The following is a 14932-nucleotide window of genomic DNA, read 5'->3' as shown; positions in this document are numbered from 1 at the left end:
TATCTACATTCATCTGCGGTTAATGATTCTTAAAATCTTATTTTATTGAAATTACCTGTTTACTTTGGAAACGAGCGGCAAAATCACAGTAAAGGTACTGCCATGATCAACATGACTTTGGACTTCTAATTTGCCTTTATGAGTTTGGACAATTGCCAAAGCGATCGCTAACCCTAACCCAGAACCGCCAGTATTTCGAGAACGATCTGCATTGACTCGATAAAAGCGATCAAAAATATGGGGAATATCAGCAGCAGGAATACCAATACCTGTATCTTTGATAGTAATTATGCCTTGATTATCATTGGTTGTCAGATTAATTTTCACTTCCCCACCAACAGGCGTATATTTAATAGCATTACTCACTAAATTTAGCAACATTCGATAAATTTGACTTTCATTACCTTGAATATAAAAACAAGATTGATCAGGAATATTACTAGATAATAAAACTTGTGCATTCATAGCTACTGGCATTAATTCTTCTTCTACATCTGCGACTACATCATTTAAACAAATTTGCCGCCATTTTGCTGCTTGCAAACCACTTTCTAATCTAGATAATAATAACAAATCCTGTGTTAATGTTACTAATCTTTTAATTTGTCTCTCAAGTGCTTTTTGAGTTTCTTGATTAATTGAATTTGTTTCGACAATTGTTTGTAAAGATGTAATCGGAGTTCTTAATTCATGGGCTGCATCAGCCGTAAATTTTTGTAATTGTTGATATGATTTTTGAATTGGCCGCATAGCTAAACCTGCTAACCACCAACCTGCACCACCAATGATGATCATAGAAGCAGGAACACCCAATCCTAATAACCAATGTAAACTATTCATATAATCATTTAATCGTTGTACAGATCGCCCTACTTGTAAATATCCCCACAATTGATTATTGTTGATTTTTAAAGGCATCAAATGTAAATGATATAGTTCACCACGACGATTTCTGATATCATAAGAATGATTGATTTTCATATTATCAGGAAATTCATCTAATTTATTACCAATAGCAGCGATCGCTTCACCTTTCGTTGTCAACAACCTCACATAATAGCCTTCTGCTAATAAACTCATTACCGCTGATTCTGATTTCATTACTAAACAAGCTTGTTGCTTAAAACAAATTCCAGGTAAAGATTTTTGAGTAGTAATTGATAATTCTCCAGGAATTTTTAACTCTGGTTTCAATTTATCCTCAAATACCTTTCCCAAAATTTGTAATTCTCGATCAACTGTGCGAGTAAAAGCTTGGATCATGACAATGTGAGCTATATATCCACATATTAATAAAGTTGATCCCATGACACCAGCATAGGTAACGGCTAATTTAAACCGAGAATGATTAAATAGTGAATTATTAGGTATCCAACCTTGGCTTTTACCTATCTTCTTCCTTTCTTCCTTCGTGTTCTTCGCTGCTTCGTGGTTCATTTAATTATCCATTATCCACAAAAACGATAACCAAAACCTCGCATAGTTTCAATGGCTTTAGAAAAACCACATTCTGATAATTTGCGTCTGAGTAATCTCACTTGTGCAGCTACAACATTACTCACCGTATCACTTTCAAAATCCCACAATCTGGCGCGGATTTGCTCATGAGTGAGTATTTGTTGAGGATGCTGCATGAAATATTCTAAAAGTTGAAATTCTTTGGCTGTGAGAATAATTGGTGAATAATTTTCCGCTGCTAAATTCACAACTGAAAAATTACTATAATCTAACATTAATGAACCTATTTGTAATTGCGGTGGTTGAAAATTTGGTAATCTTCTTTGTAATGCTCTTACTCGTGCTAATAATTCTTCCATACCAAAGGGTTTAACAAGATAATCATCTGCACCCGCATCCAAACCAGTTACACGATCATTCATGCTATCTCTAGCTGTTAATAGCATAATTGGTAATTGATTTTTCTGCTCTCTTAATCTTTTACATATTTCTAATCCTGATAACTTGGGTAACATCCAATCTAAAATTGCAATTTCATATCTTAATGGTATTGTATTCAGATAATCCCAAGCTGTTTGTCCATCTTCTGCCCAATCTACTATATAATCACGCTGGGTAAGAGCATGATGAATACTAACACCTAAATCATGTTCATCTTCAACTAATAATAAACGCATATATAAAATTTATACTTAATAATAATGGTTGATAGGGTGATTCAGATATCAACTTTTGTCGAAATTCTGTCAATATTTCCTCAATTATCGAGTCTGAGGGACTTCCAAAAAATAAATTACCTATAGAACTTAAGCACAAGTCATGAAAGAATGAACCACGAAGGCACGTTCACGGAGTGTCCCGCAGGGATAGAACACGAAGGAAAGAGAGTTTGAGAGATTTTTTGCGTTAGGTGGTTGAGCGTTTTTATTTGGAAGTCCCTGAAACACCCTAAAATTTTTGATTAGGTTTTTGACAATGGTTTATAAAGGTTTTGAGTTATACCAATTTTGATACCATTGTTCCATTTGCTTAATTTCAGCCGTTTGAGTTTTAATGATAGACTCAGCTAAATTACGGATTTCTAATTTGGTAGTTTTTTTAGCAATCATCTGTGACATTTTTACAGCACTTTGATGATGAGGAATCATTTGACGAATAAATTCTTTGTCAAAATCCGGTGCATTTTTTAATGTTTCTAAATCCATATTCATGCACTTCATTTTACAATTCATCGGCATTTTCATTGTGTCTGGTTTCATCTGTTGACACATCTTCCCATGACTTGCCATCATTTCTTGATGAGTCATAGCCATTACGGGTACTTCTTTACCGTACCATGCTTTATACCAGGTTCGCAGTTGTTCAATTTTGCGGTTTTGATCTTTTTTAATAGCGATCGCTAGATTCTTAATTTCTGGACGTTGAGCGCGAGTTAATGCGATATCAGCCATTTTCACTGTTTCTTGATAGTGCGGAATCATCATTTCTATGAAATTCTGATCTGTGTGAGTCATCATCTCTTTTTGTGGAGGATTAGCTTGTTGAGATGGATGATGAGAATCGTGTTCGGAATTGGGAGTTTGTGCTTGTGTACTACTGATAATTAATAATCCACTAACAGCACTACTACTTACTAACCCAATCAAACCATAAATCAAATTTTTACTCTTCATAATTTTACCTCTTTGAGAATATGAAGATTTAAGAACAAACCTTAAGTTATCAAACCTAACTTGTTTCAGATATTCAGTTATTTGTTTGACTATAATTATAGCTTTTCATTTCAATATGAAATTAAGATGAAATGTTTTGTTGTATTAACATTTGTTTACAATGCGATTCCCCTGCGCTATAGTCACTGTCAGCAAGCGTCTATTAAATTTCAGCGTTTAAAAATTATCATCTCGTTACCAACAAATGGACTGCGGGCGATTAATTTATCCTGAGAATCAACAATTTCTAAATGTGTGAAATCAATTTCTTGAGAACGTTTTAATATATCCGCAGCTAGTTTATCTTGTTGGGATTTTTCTAGACTATACCAAATATCACTAATTTTTACAGTTAAATCGCTGGTACGAAAATTAGCGTGAATAGGTTTTATTAATTGAGAAAAAATATTTTTGTCTTTGGTATTTTTTACGGAAACACTAATTTCTGAAAACTGATTTTCAATTGCTGCTAGTAACCTTTGTTCCGGTGTTAATTCTATAACTGGGATTGGAGTCGGTTCTGGTTCTATAACTGGAGTTGGAGTCGGTTCTGGTTCTACAACTGGAGTAGGAGTCGGTTCTGTTTCTACAACTGGAGTAGGAGTCGGTTCTGGTTCTATAACTGGGGTTGGAGTCGGTTCTGGTTCTACAACTGGGGTTGGTGTCTCTTCTGGTTCTATAACTGGAGTTGGTGTGGTAACTTCCTCTACAGGGGGAACAGTGGCGATTTCCGTAGATTTAGGAATAAACATAAATGTAGTTATCCCTATTGTCACCGCAAAAATGACTGCAAAAATTCCTGTCAAAACCGTATCTGACACATTGTTAGATATACTTGATGGCAAGAATAAACGAAATGTCCTTAAAAAGCTATCCCAACGCGACAAAAAACTGGTTTTATTCTGCGTATCAGTAGGCGCTTCCGTCTCTAATTTTACTACTGTGCTTTCTAAAACACCAATCGTTCCGCGCAGAATTTGGATGATTGTCGTTTTCCAAATTGGCTGATTTTTTTGATCAAGTTGGGGTGATGACTGACTTTTTTGTTCATTCCTTGGTTTTCTTCGTTTCTCTCCTGACATGGAACTTTTACCCAGATTATCGAATCAAAAACATATAAAATATATTTTGACTATAATTCCCTATTGTGTCATTTTGTGAAATGTCAGTAACCCAGCCCTAAAGGGACTGGGCTTGTAAGAGCAATCAATCAAGCCGTACTGACCAGACCACCCTGAGCGTAGTCTTATGGTAGCCGTTATTTGAGTCACGACACCCCGGAATGCGTAGCTAGTTCCCTGCTCTGTCATTTGCAATTAAACAGTTTTAAGGTCACTGAAACAGTGTTGCAAGTCTAACAAGCTCTTATAACTGGTCGTTCGCGCAGCGTGCCGTAGGCATCAGCTAACATTACCCCAGAAATGGGAGGCTCTTTGGAGCAAAACATTATGCGTACAGAGTTGGAAAATTTGAATCGGTAATTGTCCCGTTGAAAGTACATCACAAAAGTACCCCGAATTGACCAACTCCAAGGCGGTAATGAAAAATTATTTAAGGCGGTTAAAACCGCTTGTACCGTGGCTGGTGAGCCATGTCGAAGCATCCCTATCAGGGCTAAAGCCGCGCTCGTTTCCCACTTACCGTCTATTCTTATGAATATTAAACGCCGTCAATTTTTGTTATTAAGTGGAATTAGTACCATAGCATCTGGGTTTTTGGGTTGGAAATTATCAAACAGAAATTCTCTCATGGAAACAGCGATCGCTGCTAACCCTGTTAAAAAAGATTTATTATTACGTTTTGTCTCTGTTGCTGATACAGGAACTGGTGTTAGAGGACAGTATTCTGTAGCTAAAGCGATGAATCTTTATCATCAACTCAATCCATACAATTTAGTAGTTTTAGCTGGTGATAATATCTATAATAATGGCGAAATCGAGAAAATTAATGCAGTTTTTGAACGTCCATATCAACCTTTACTTAGAAAAGGTGTGAAGTTTCATGCTTGTTTAGGTAATCATGATATTCGCACTGATAATGGTGTTCCTCAAGTTGAATATCCTGGTTTTAATATGAAGGGACGTTATTACACATTTGGTCAAGATCAAGTCCAGTTTTTTGCTTTAGATACTAATGGTAATGCAGATTGGGCGAATCAGTTAGTTTGGTTAGAGAAGGAATTAAGTATTAGTAAAGCACCTTGGAAAGTTGTATTTGGACATCATCCAATTTATTCATCTGGTAATTATGGGAGTAACAAAAATTTTATTAAAACCTTTACTCCATTATTCACAAAATACAATGTTCAACTTTATCTAAATGGTCATGAACATAACTATGAACGCACTCGTGCTATTAATGGAACTACCTATTTAACTTGTGGTGCTGGTGCTGGTAGTCGTCCTGTTGGGCGTTCTGAATGGACAGAATATTCAACCAGTAATTTGAGTTTTGCGACTTATGATGTGTACGCAGATAGAATGGAAGTCAGAGGTATTGGTACTAATAACCGCGTTTTTGATCGGGGTGTAATTAAATTAAATAGTGTTTGATCAAAGGAGTCAGGAGGTAGGGGCGCAGGGCCTGCGCCCAGTCAGAAACAAGAATAAAGAATTGACACTCTCAGGGCTAAAGCCACTGAGATTCTTGGTTCAACGAGTCCACTTAACTTAGAACCCTTGCGGTATCTAAGCCAGAGGTGGTTCTCTCCCCAAGCGTTAACTTTCCCTCTGCCCGAAGGTAGTTGCATGACTGCAAATTTTGATTGAGTTTAAATTCTGTGTCGTGTTTCGACTTCGCTCAACACAAGTCTAGCTCCCATGAAGATTTTACCTATTCGGAGGGCAGTCACTAGAACTATGGAATAGAACCCATATCTTCAGTTGTCAAGGACCAGAAAAGCCGTTAGGCAGTTAGGTTTTTATACAGGTTGATTACCATTCCTGTTGTGAACAGTATAACATCATTGAGAGCAAAGATAACAAAACTTCGCGCATCTCAACCAATCTTCATGAAAAGAAAGACTCTATGCGGTTAAAACCGCACGAGTCGCTTATATCTCAGGTCTAAAGACACTGAGCTTTACTCTTACCGGATGCTCTTGTAAACTAGAAAGAAGAATAATCAATATCAAAGGACTTTTCTTCCCCTATTTCCTATTCCCTATTCCCTATTCCCTATGCCCTACTATTTAGTAATGGTTGAGGTTGATTCCTGCTTCTTTTGCCATTGCGTCTAAACCTTTGAATTCTAAGGTTTTGATGGCTTTGGTGGAAAGTTTCAATTTTACCCAACGGTTGCCAGCAGCCCACCAAACCCGCTTGTTTTGCAGATTAACGTGTTGTAGGCGCTTAGTGTGACGGTTGGAGTGGGATACGGAACAAGCGTTATTGGCTTTTTTACCAGTTAGTTGACAACGACGGGACATAATAAATATCTCCTAGAGTGTTATTTAAAGACAACCTTTCCATTATATCTGCTGAAAGCCTGATTGACAGCTTATGTTCAGATTCCCGACCTCTGGCAGAAGTCAGGAATCTAGTTGTTTATTTGCTGGCTTGTTCTGTTAGCTTGGTGAGTACGTCATTAGAACGTTCTACAAAGGATTTCATCCCATCTGCATCAAAGCCTTTTTGAGACATCAGCGCCAAATCATAGACGTGCTGACACATCATGTTAACTAATTGATGAGAAGGTGACTCACCATCACCTTGAATAATACTACCTTGACTGAGGCTGACGAGGTTTTGAATTAAAGGGTGGGCAGTATTGATCAATAAAATATGATCTTCAGGAAATTCAGCGTTTTGCTGCTGCATCATGGCGTTCATGTCTCGCAGACGACGAAGAATTTCTGGTAATAGCACCATTGCTGGTGGTGTACCTTGAGGATCATCTGATTTGAGGGATTCGGTGCGGATATTGAGTTTTGGCTTGTTGAGGGCTTTCTCAAATAGTTCTTTAATGACTTCACCTTTGGTTTTGTTGGTGGTGGGGTCAACAATTTCGCTGGTTTTGTCATCGAGGAGGGTATTATCGAGGTCAGAGTCCACCCGTGTAAATTTAACATCCCGATATTCTTGTTCTAGGAAGTTAATGAAGTGGGTATCAATGAAGGAGTCCATATATAGGACTTCTAAACCTTGATTTTTGTGCAGTTCAATGTAAGTAGCTTGACTGATTGCATCCGTACTGTAAAATACCTTGTTTTCGTGACGTTCTTTGTTACGTTCGAGGTATTCTTTGAGAGTGGTGTAAGGGATGCTAGTGCCATTGGCTGGGGTGACATCTTGCCACGCATCACCTTCTGAAGATTGGACTTCAACGGCTGCGGTATCGGCTACAGGGGCTTCTAGTTTGGCTGTGCTACGGAAGATAATGATGTCTTCAACTTGTTTTTTAAATTTATCATCGTTGAGAACGCCAAATTTAACGAATGTTCCCAAGTCTTTCCAAGCTGTTACGTATTGTTCGCGGTTGTCGCGGTATAATTCTTTGAGGCGATCGCCGACTTTTTTGGCTATATAATCGCCAATTCTCTTAATAGTGCGATCGCCTTGTAATGCACTCCGAGAAACGTTCAAAGGTATATCTGTGCTATCAATTACACCCCGCATAGGCATCAAAAAATTGGGGGGATAATCTCTTCACAGTTATCACTGACAAATACCTGATTGCAGAATAACTTAATTTGTCCTTTGGTAACATCTACATCTGGACGCATTTTCGGGAAATACAAAATCCCGTTAATTACAAAGGGATAATCTGTATTCAAATGCACCCACAGTAGGGGTTCTTCTTGGAAAGGATATAAATAGCGGTAAAACTCTAAATAATCTTCTTGAGTGAGATTACTGGGAGAATCACGCCATGCTGCTTTTTGTTTATTTAAAGCTTCCCCATCCATTTTGATGGGAACTGACATGAAATCGCAGTAAGTCTTGATCAGATTCTTAATTCGTGCTGGTTCTAAAAATTCCTCTTCTTCCCCTTCCAAGGTGAGGATAATAGTCGTTCCGCGAGTGGTACGGGAAGATTCATCTAAGGTAAATTTGGGTGAACCATCACAAGTCCAGTGAACTGCTTGTGCGCCTTCTTGGTAAGATAGAGTATCAATTTCTACTTTTTTAGCCACCATGAAGGAGGAGTAGAAACCCAAACCAAAATGACCGATAATCGGTTGATCTGCCTTCCCTTCATACTTGTGAATAAATTCTTCAGCACTGGAGAAAGCAACTTGGTTAATATATTTTTTTACTTCCTCTGCTGTCATCCCAATGCCATTATCAGCAATGGAGAGGGTTTTGTTCTCTTTATCAATGCTAATTGTAATTTCTGGTTCGCCAATTTCACCATTGTATTCCCCAGCACGGGATACCATGTTTAGCTTCTGGATAGCGTCTACCCCGTTGGATACCAGTTCCCGCAAGAAGATTTGATGATCTGAGTAAAGTGATTTCTTGATAATCGGGAAAATATTCTCAGTATGAATACTGATATTGCCTTGTTCTAACATAGTCTTGGTTTAATAAAATTCGCTCACTCTGAATTTTAATCGGATTGCGAGAGCGATCGCTTCTCTTGTCTGGGTTTGTTTACACCCTAATACTGATGCGGATTTCCCTACATCACATTCTGGTTAGATTTAGTTATTGGCTTTCCAAAACTTTTTAAAAGAGTAGTATAGTCGAGGAAAAGCTATTTTAAACACTGCTATCAACATAGTTTGGCGTTGTTTTAGCACGGCTGGATTATACCGCACCCAATTCCACAGAAATCGTATAGATGTCCAGCGTTCGATTTTGTCTGGAGGTGCTTCTAAAGACTTGAAAGTTAGGTATTGATAAAGATTAGATAAAGCGTATTTTTTGAGATGCTCTAGGGATTTTGCTTTTTGGCTAGAAAAACCACTTTCTATAATTTGTAATTTTGCTGCTTCCATGCCCAAAACATTAGATGACATAGAATTAGGGATAATGCGATATAAAATTTGCACTTTTGGCACACATACAAAATCAGTTATTGCAGCTAAACGTTGCCACATATCACTATCTTGAGCATTAGTGAGAGATTCATTAAAGCCACCTACTTTAGCTAAAATATTTTTGCGAATCATGACATTAGATCCACTCGCAATAAAATCCTTTAATAATAGTTTTGTATAAACATCTCCTTGCCAAGTAGCATAACTACATGGACGCACAAATTTATCTAGTTCATCAATGACATCAGTCCAACTGTAGGCTAAACCAGATTGAGGATTTTCTCTAAGCACTGTATATTGTGCTTCCAGTTTATCTGCTGTCCAAATATCATCAGCATCTATAAAGCTAACAAATTCACCTTTAGCATAAATTAAACCACGATTTCTATTAACTGCCGCATTTGCTTTTGGATAATTATATATTTTTATTCTTTGATCTTGGATACTAGAAACTATCTCGAATGTTCCATCACTAGAATCTGAATTAATAACAATCAGTTCAAAGTGAGCATAAGTTTGTTGTAAAACAGATTCTATAGTTCCTTTGATCGTTTTTTCGCCATTATACACAGGGATGATCACAGAAATTAGTTCCATAATTATTAAGTTATAAATTTTTGAGTAAATCTGCTAATTTGTAACCTTTTTAAATATTATCTTTTTGAGGATTTGATACTGGTGAAGCAGTAGAATATGAAGGACGGCGATATAGTGCTTCATAGTTTTGAGGACGAAAAGGACGTTTAGCAATAAACTCTTTGATTTGATTAAATATGCCATATTGCTTAATTTTTGTAAATTTATTACCTTGGTTTTTCAACAGTTCTAATTCAATATTTTGTGTTAATTTGTCCCCTTTAATGCGCCATCCAATAGACTTATTAACTTCAGAAAAATCAGCAACTTCAATAGGTAATTTCTCTGGAGATGAATTCCACAAAGGAATAAATTTATCTACATAAAAAGCAACAATCAGAGAACGCAGAGACCATAAACAACTACCAGGTCCTGAGTATGAATCAATAATACTTAAGTCTGGAGTAAAATAACCTTGTGTAACTGTACCTTTCTGCAATGAATTTTTCTCTACAAAAAAACGCCAAGTTAAATCTAAAGCGCCCAAAGCAAAACCTGGGGATATCTCCTTTGGTGCTAACATAGTTCCAGTCACTATTGGTGCTGGTGCAGCCATGCGGTAACAGATACTTCTTCCCATAGAGGGAAACCCATTTTTACTAAAGAAATATCGGTAAAACTTTAAGAACTCTGCGTGGGTTTTTCTAATAAAAATAGGGTCAAACTGAGGATCTATTTGATCTAACCAGAAAAGACTATAATGAATAGCCCAAGCATTATAATAATCTACGCCCTTAGGTGGGTCATTAAACCAGCCCTCTCCTATGTAATAGCGTTGTTTATAATCTTGATATAAATCCTCAATTAATTTGTCATATTTGTTGTTACTTACTCCTAGACTTTCCAGGGATTTTTGAATAATTATCGGAAAAAGATACCAATTGTTATCATGCAATTTTTGATCCATTACTTGTTCTAACCAAGTCACAATTTGTTGGCGTTCTTGAGGTGAAAAGGTAGTCCAAAGATGATTACGACTAATCCAAAGTCCCAGCGCAATATCGGCTGCTTCGACAATACGTTGATCCCGGTTTTTCATTTGTCCCCAATATTCGGTATTTTGGAGATCAGTTCCTGCAACTATACCTTGATGTAAAATTTGAATTAGATCAATCTTTTCATTATTAATATCTACAATATTTCCATGTCCAGAGGACATCCATACAGCAGCTAGAGGGAAAAAACGGGCAAATCCTTCTAATGCATCTACCTTTCTTCCATGAGAACTAGCAGCACCTGGGTAATAAATTAACGCCCCATGAGGAGAACGGTATTTGATAAAGCCAAGAGTAAAATATTCAAATAACGCTTTGTATCGCAAAAAAGGGGATTGGTTTTCATTTATAAAAGTAGTCTTAATTTTTGCATCTATTTCTTCGTATCCTGGGAATGGTTGGCTTGTTTGGGTCCATCCTTCTGTTTGTTTGCGCGAAAGATCTTCTAATTTAACTCTGATCATTACTACACACAAAGCGGTAATGATAAAAATTACTATCCACTTTATAGCTTTTCCTGTAAAAAGATTCATTTTTACCTACTCTTTTCAGCCGTATTCATACTACAAAGCATTATCAGTTAAGCAATCATTAAAAATTACACAAAAAACCTTGTGTTATCAGATTCTTTAATTTTTAATTCTGCCCTAGCGTTTAATAAAATTTAAACTTCTAACAATTTTACACTAGTAGGTAAAGATACTGCTGCTTTTTTGTTAAAAGTTAAACCAGTTTCCCCCATATCAATGATGATTGTATCACCAGCAATAAAGGTATTTTCCAGTAACTTTGTAGCTAAGGGATTTTCTACCTCTCGCTGAATTGACCGTTTTAAGGGACGTGCGCCATAAACTGGATCATAACCAGCTTCTACCAGATGATCACAAGCGGCTTGGGATATCTCAAAGGAGATTTTTTGCTCTTTCAGCAGGTTTTCCACTCGTTTGAGTTGAATACGGATAATATGCCCCATTTCTGAGCGGTTAAGAGCATGAAAAAGAATTAAGTCATCAATGCGGTTAAGGAATTCGGGGCGGAAGTGCGATCGCAAACCTTCCATCACTCTATTCCGCATCATATCATACTTGGAATCATCACCAGATACATCCAGAATATGCTCACTACCGATGTTACTAGTCATGACTATAACAGTATTACGGAAATCTACAGCCCTCCCTTGAGAATCCGTAACTCTACCATCATCTAATACTTGCAGCAGAATATTAAATACATCGGGATGGGCTTTTTCCACTTCATCCAACAGCACAACAGAATAGGGATGTCTGCGAATTGCTTCGGAAAGTTGTCCACCTTCTTCATAACCGATGTATCCAGGAGGCGCACCTACGAGGCGGGAAACTGAGTGTTTTTCCATGTACTCGGACATATCCAAACGCACCAAAGCATCATCCGAATCAAAGAGAAACTGAGCTAAGGCGCGGGCGAGTTCGGTTTTACCCACGCCAGTTGGTCCCATAAACAAAAATGAACCAATGGGTCGAGAGGGGTCTTTCATCCCAGCACGGGCGCGACGAATCGCCGCAGAGACGGCGGAAACGGCTTCTTCTTGACCAATTACCCTTTCGTGTAAATGACTTTCGAGTTTGAGTAATTTTTGCCGTTCTGATTCCAAAAGCCGATTTACAGGGATTCCTGTCCATTTAGCCACGATTTCGGCAATATCGGCTTCGGTGACTTGTTCGCGCAACAAAGTAGAACCTTGGCTTTGAATTTCTAACAGTTTCGCTTCTTTTACTTCTCGCTCTCTCTGTACTCCCTCTAATTTACCGTATTTAAGTTGAGCGGCTGTATTTAAATCATAGTCCCGTTCTGCTTGTTCAATTTGTACCCGCAACGCATCTTCTTCTTTCTTTAAGCTGCTAATAGATTCTAATATCTGTTTCTCACCTTGCCATTGTTCATTAAATATTTGCTGTTTGATGGTTAAACTGGCAATTTCTTCCTGAATGCGTTCTAACCTTTCTCTGGTTGGAGAAATACTCTGTTCTTCTCCAGATAATGACAGCTTTTCCATTTCTAGCTGCATTAAACGTCTGTCAATAGTTTCTAATTCCGCTGGTTTGGAAGTGATTTCCATTTTCAATTTCGCTGCGGCTTCATCAACCAAGTCAATGGCTTTATCTGGTAGGAAGCGATCTGCAATATAACGCGCTGATAAGGTTGCAGCAGCTACTAAAGCAGAATCAGAAATCTTGACGTTATGATGCACTTCATAACGCTCTTTCAAACCCCGCAAAATGGAAATTGTGTTTTCTACCGTTGGTTGATCTACATATACTTGTTGAAATCTTCTTTCTAAAGCTGCGTCTTTTTCAATAAATTTACGATATTCATCTAAGGTCGTTGCACCAATGCAGCGCAATTCACCACGCGCCAACATTGGTTTAAGTAAGTTTCCGGCATCCATTGAACCTTGTTGATTAGAACCAGCCCCAACGACGGTATGAAGTTCATCAATAAATAAAACTACTTGCCCATTAGATTCAGTAACTTCATGGAGAACATTTTTTAAACGGTCTTCAAACTCACCTCGGTATTTTGCCCCAGCAATCAAGCTACCGATATCTAAAGAGATCAATTGGCGGTTTTTCAAAGATTCAGGAACGTCACCATTTACCATTCTTTGTGCCAATGCTTCAGCGATCGCAGTTTTTCCAACTCCCGGCTCACCAATTAACACAGGGTTATTTTTGCTACGACGCGATAAAACCTGAATTACTCTGCGAATTTCATCATCTCGGCCAATCACAGGATCTAATTTTCCCGCTTTTGCCTGTTCTGTCAAATCTTGTCCAAATCTTTTTAAAGCTTCATAAGGGACATCTGCTTCTACCTTGGGGGATGCTTTGATAGCGGGACTAGTACGAACAGATTTCACCCCAAGTTCTAACTGAACAATATCTACATTTAAGCTTTTAAACAATCTTCTACCAATTCGTTCATCACTACCGAAAGCTAGGATTATATGCCCTTCTGAGATTTCCTCCTCCCTCATTTTCACTCTAATTTCATCAGCTTTATCTAAGAGTAAATCTAAATTACGTCCCAGGTAAAGTTGATCACTTTTACCTACTTTTGGTTGACGTTGGGTAAAAGCCTCTAATTGTTGTTTAAATCGCCCAGAATCCACTTCCGCACGGGTGAGAATAGCTGTAGCAAGGCTGGTAGGTTCTTCTAAAAGCGCAATAATTAAATGTTCAACCTCTAATTGTTGTTGTTTATAAGCACGAACTACGTCTTGGGATTTTGTGATTGCTTCCCAGGCTGTATCAGTAAATTTATCGGGGTCTGTAGGCTGCATTTGTAAAATTTTAGATTTTAGATTTTAGATTTTTGTTTAGGGGTGGAATTGGTAATGGGTAAAGAAGTTCTTTGTCTTCCTACCCTCTACCCTAGATTATCCTTGATTTTTCAACTGAATTAATTCAACTTTATAACCATCTGGATCTTCCACGAAAGCAATTACCGTAGAACCATGTTTCATAGGACCCGGTTCTCGGACTACTTTACCGCCAAGTTGTTTAATCGTCTCACAGGTAGCGTAAATATCATCCACTCCCAAAGCAATATGACCATAAGCATTACCTAAATCATACTTTTCTACGCCCCAGTTGTGGGTGAGTTCTAGCACGGTGTGATCACTTTCTTCTCCATAACCAACAAAAGCCAGGGTAAATTCTCCACTTGGATAATCTTTACGTCTGAGTAACTTCATTCCCAGCACATCGCAGTAAAATTTCAAAGACTGATCTAAATTACCTACCCTAAGCATGGTGTGTAGTAATCGCATATTAACTCTTGGCAAACCCTTCCTTTAGTTCTTATATTTTATCTCTCATCAGCAATTTCTACAGAAACCACTTCTCGTTGTGTTTATACTTACTTGTTCTTATACAATTATATTTGTATACAACACAGCATTTAAAGGAGATGTTAACTTAATCTTGAAGAAACGTTTGCGAAGCGTGGCGTTAGCCATACCGCAGAGGATGCGGAGAAATAAGAGTTTCAGAGAGTTATTGCTTAAGTCCTATTAATGATTCGGCGTTGCTGATTAAGGGTATGAATTTTAGTCTCACGCAAAGGCGAGGCAGCGCGGTCTTGGGGGTTTCCCCCATGAGCGACTG

At 37.8% G+C, this 14932-nt stretch carries 10 protein-coding genes and 1 pseudogene; 1 reads left to right on the top strand and 10 read right to left on the bottom strand.

Annotation, left to right across the window (positions count from 1 at the left end):
• Positions 1–51 precede the first annotated feature (51 nt).
• The 4 genes from rppB to FJR38_RS17935 all read right to left on the bottom strand — a co-directional run bounded on the left by rppB (position 52) and on the right by FJR38_RS17935 (position 4252).
• A complete protein-coding gene (gene rppB, locus FJR38_RS17950; protein WP_174764040.1) occupies positions 52–1437 on the bottom strand; it encodes a two-component system sensor histidine kinase RppB in 1386 nt (461 codons plus the stop codon).
• An 11-nt stretch (positions 1438–1448) separates the two neighbouring features.
• Positions 1449–2135: a two-component system response regulator RppA gene (gene rppA / locus FJR38_RS17945; protein WP_168538541.1), complete on the bottom strand. Its 687-nt coding sequence runs from the start codon at positions 2133–2135 to the stop codon at positions 1449–1451.
• A 303-nt stretch (positions 2136–2438) separates the two neighbouring features.
• Positions 2439–3131 (bottom strand): DUF305 domain-containing protein, encoded by a 693-nt coding sequence (locus FJR38_RS17940; protein WP_168491553.1) that lies wholly within the window; start codon positions 3129–3131, stop codon positions 2439–2441.
• A 209-nt stretch (positions 3132–3340) separates the two neighbouring features.
• On the bottom strand, positions 3341–4252 hold the full coding sequence (locus FJR38_RS17935; RefSeq protein ID WP_168491551.1) for a hypothetical protein: 912 nt from the start codon (positions 4250–4252) through the stop codon (positions 3341–3343).
• Between the two features lie 570 nt (positions 4253–4822).
• On the opposite strand from FJR38_RS17935, the gene FJR38_RS17930 reads away from it, so the two are divergent.
• A complete protein-coding gene (locus tag FJR38_RS17930; protein WP_168538539.1) occupies positions 4823–5722 on the top strand; it encodes a metallophosphoesterase in 900 nt (299 codons plus the stop codon).
• Between the two features lie 638 nt (positions 5723–6360).
• Here the strand turns inward: FJR38_RS17930 and rpmB are convergent.
• From rpmB to gloA, 6 genes and pseudogenes are all read right to left on the bottom strand, one after another.
• Positions 6361–6597, bottom strand: a complete 237-nt coding sequence (gene rpmB, locus FJR38_RS17925; RefSeq protein WP_168491547.1) for a 50S ribosomal protein L28 — start codon at positions 6595–6597, stop codon at positions 6361–6363.
• A gap of 118 nt (positions 6598–6715) precedes the next feature.
• Positions 6716–8685 (bottom strand): annotated as a pseudogene (gene htpG / locus FJR38_RS17920) (molecular chaperone HtpG).
• 129 nt (positions 8686–8814) lie between these two features.
• A complete protein-coding gene (locus tag FJR38_RS17915) occupies positions 8815–9750 on the bottom strand; it encodes a glycosyltransferase (RefSeq protein WP_168491543.1) in 936 nt (311 codons plus the stop codon).
• Positions 9751–9799: 49 nt separating this feature from the next.
• Positions 9800–11317: a DUF2264 domain-containing protein gene (locus tag FJR38_RS17910; RefSeq protein ID WP_168491542.1), complete on the bottom strand. Its 1518-nt coding sequence runs from the start codon at positions 11315–11317 to the stop codon at positions 9800–9802.
• Positions 11318–11448: 131 nt separating this feature from the next.
• Positions 11449–14106, bottom strand: a complete 2658-nt coding sequence (gene clpB, locus FJR38_RS17905) for an ATP-dependent chaperone ClpB (protein WP_168491539.1) — start codon at positions 14104–14106, stop codon at positions 11449–11451.
• 96 nt (positions 14107–14202) lie between these two features.
• The gene (gene gloA, locus FJR38_RS17900; RefSeq protein WP_168538537.1) at positions 14203–14595 is read right to left on the bottom strand and encodes a lactoylglutathione lyase; all 393 of its coding nucleotides are present in this window, start codon (positions 14593–14595) and stop codon (positions 14203–14205) included.
• Positions 14596–14932: the final 337 nt, after the last annotated feature.

The organism is Anabaena sp. UHCC 0253, assembly GCF_009712085.1.
In the GTDB taxonomy this organism is placed as follows: Bacteria; Cyanobacteriota; Cyanobacteriia; order Cyanobacteriales; family Nostocaceae; genus Dolichospermum.
This window is presented reverse-complemented; position numbering and strand designations above follow the sequence as displayed.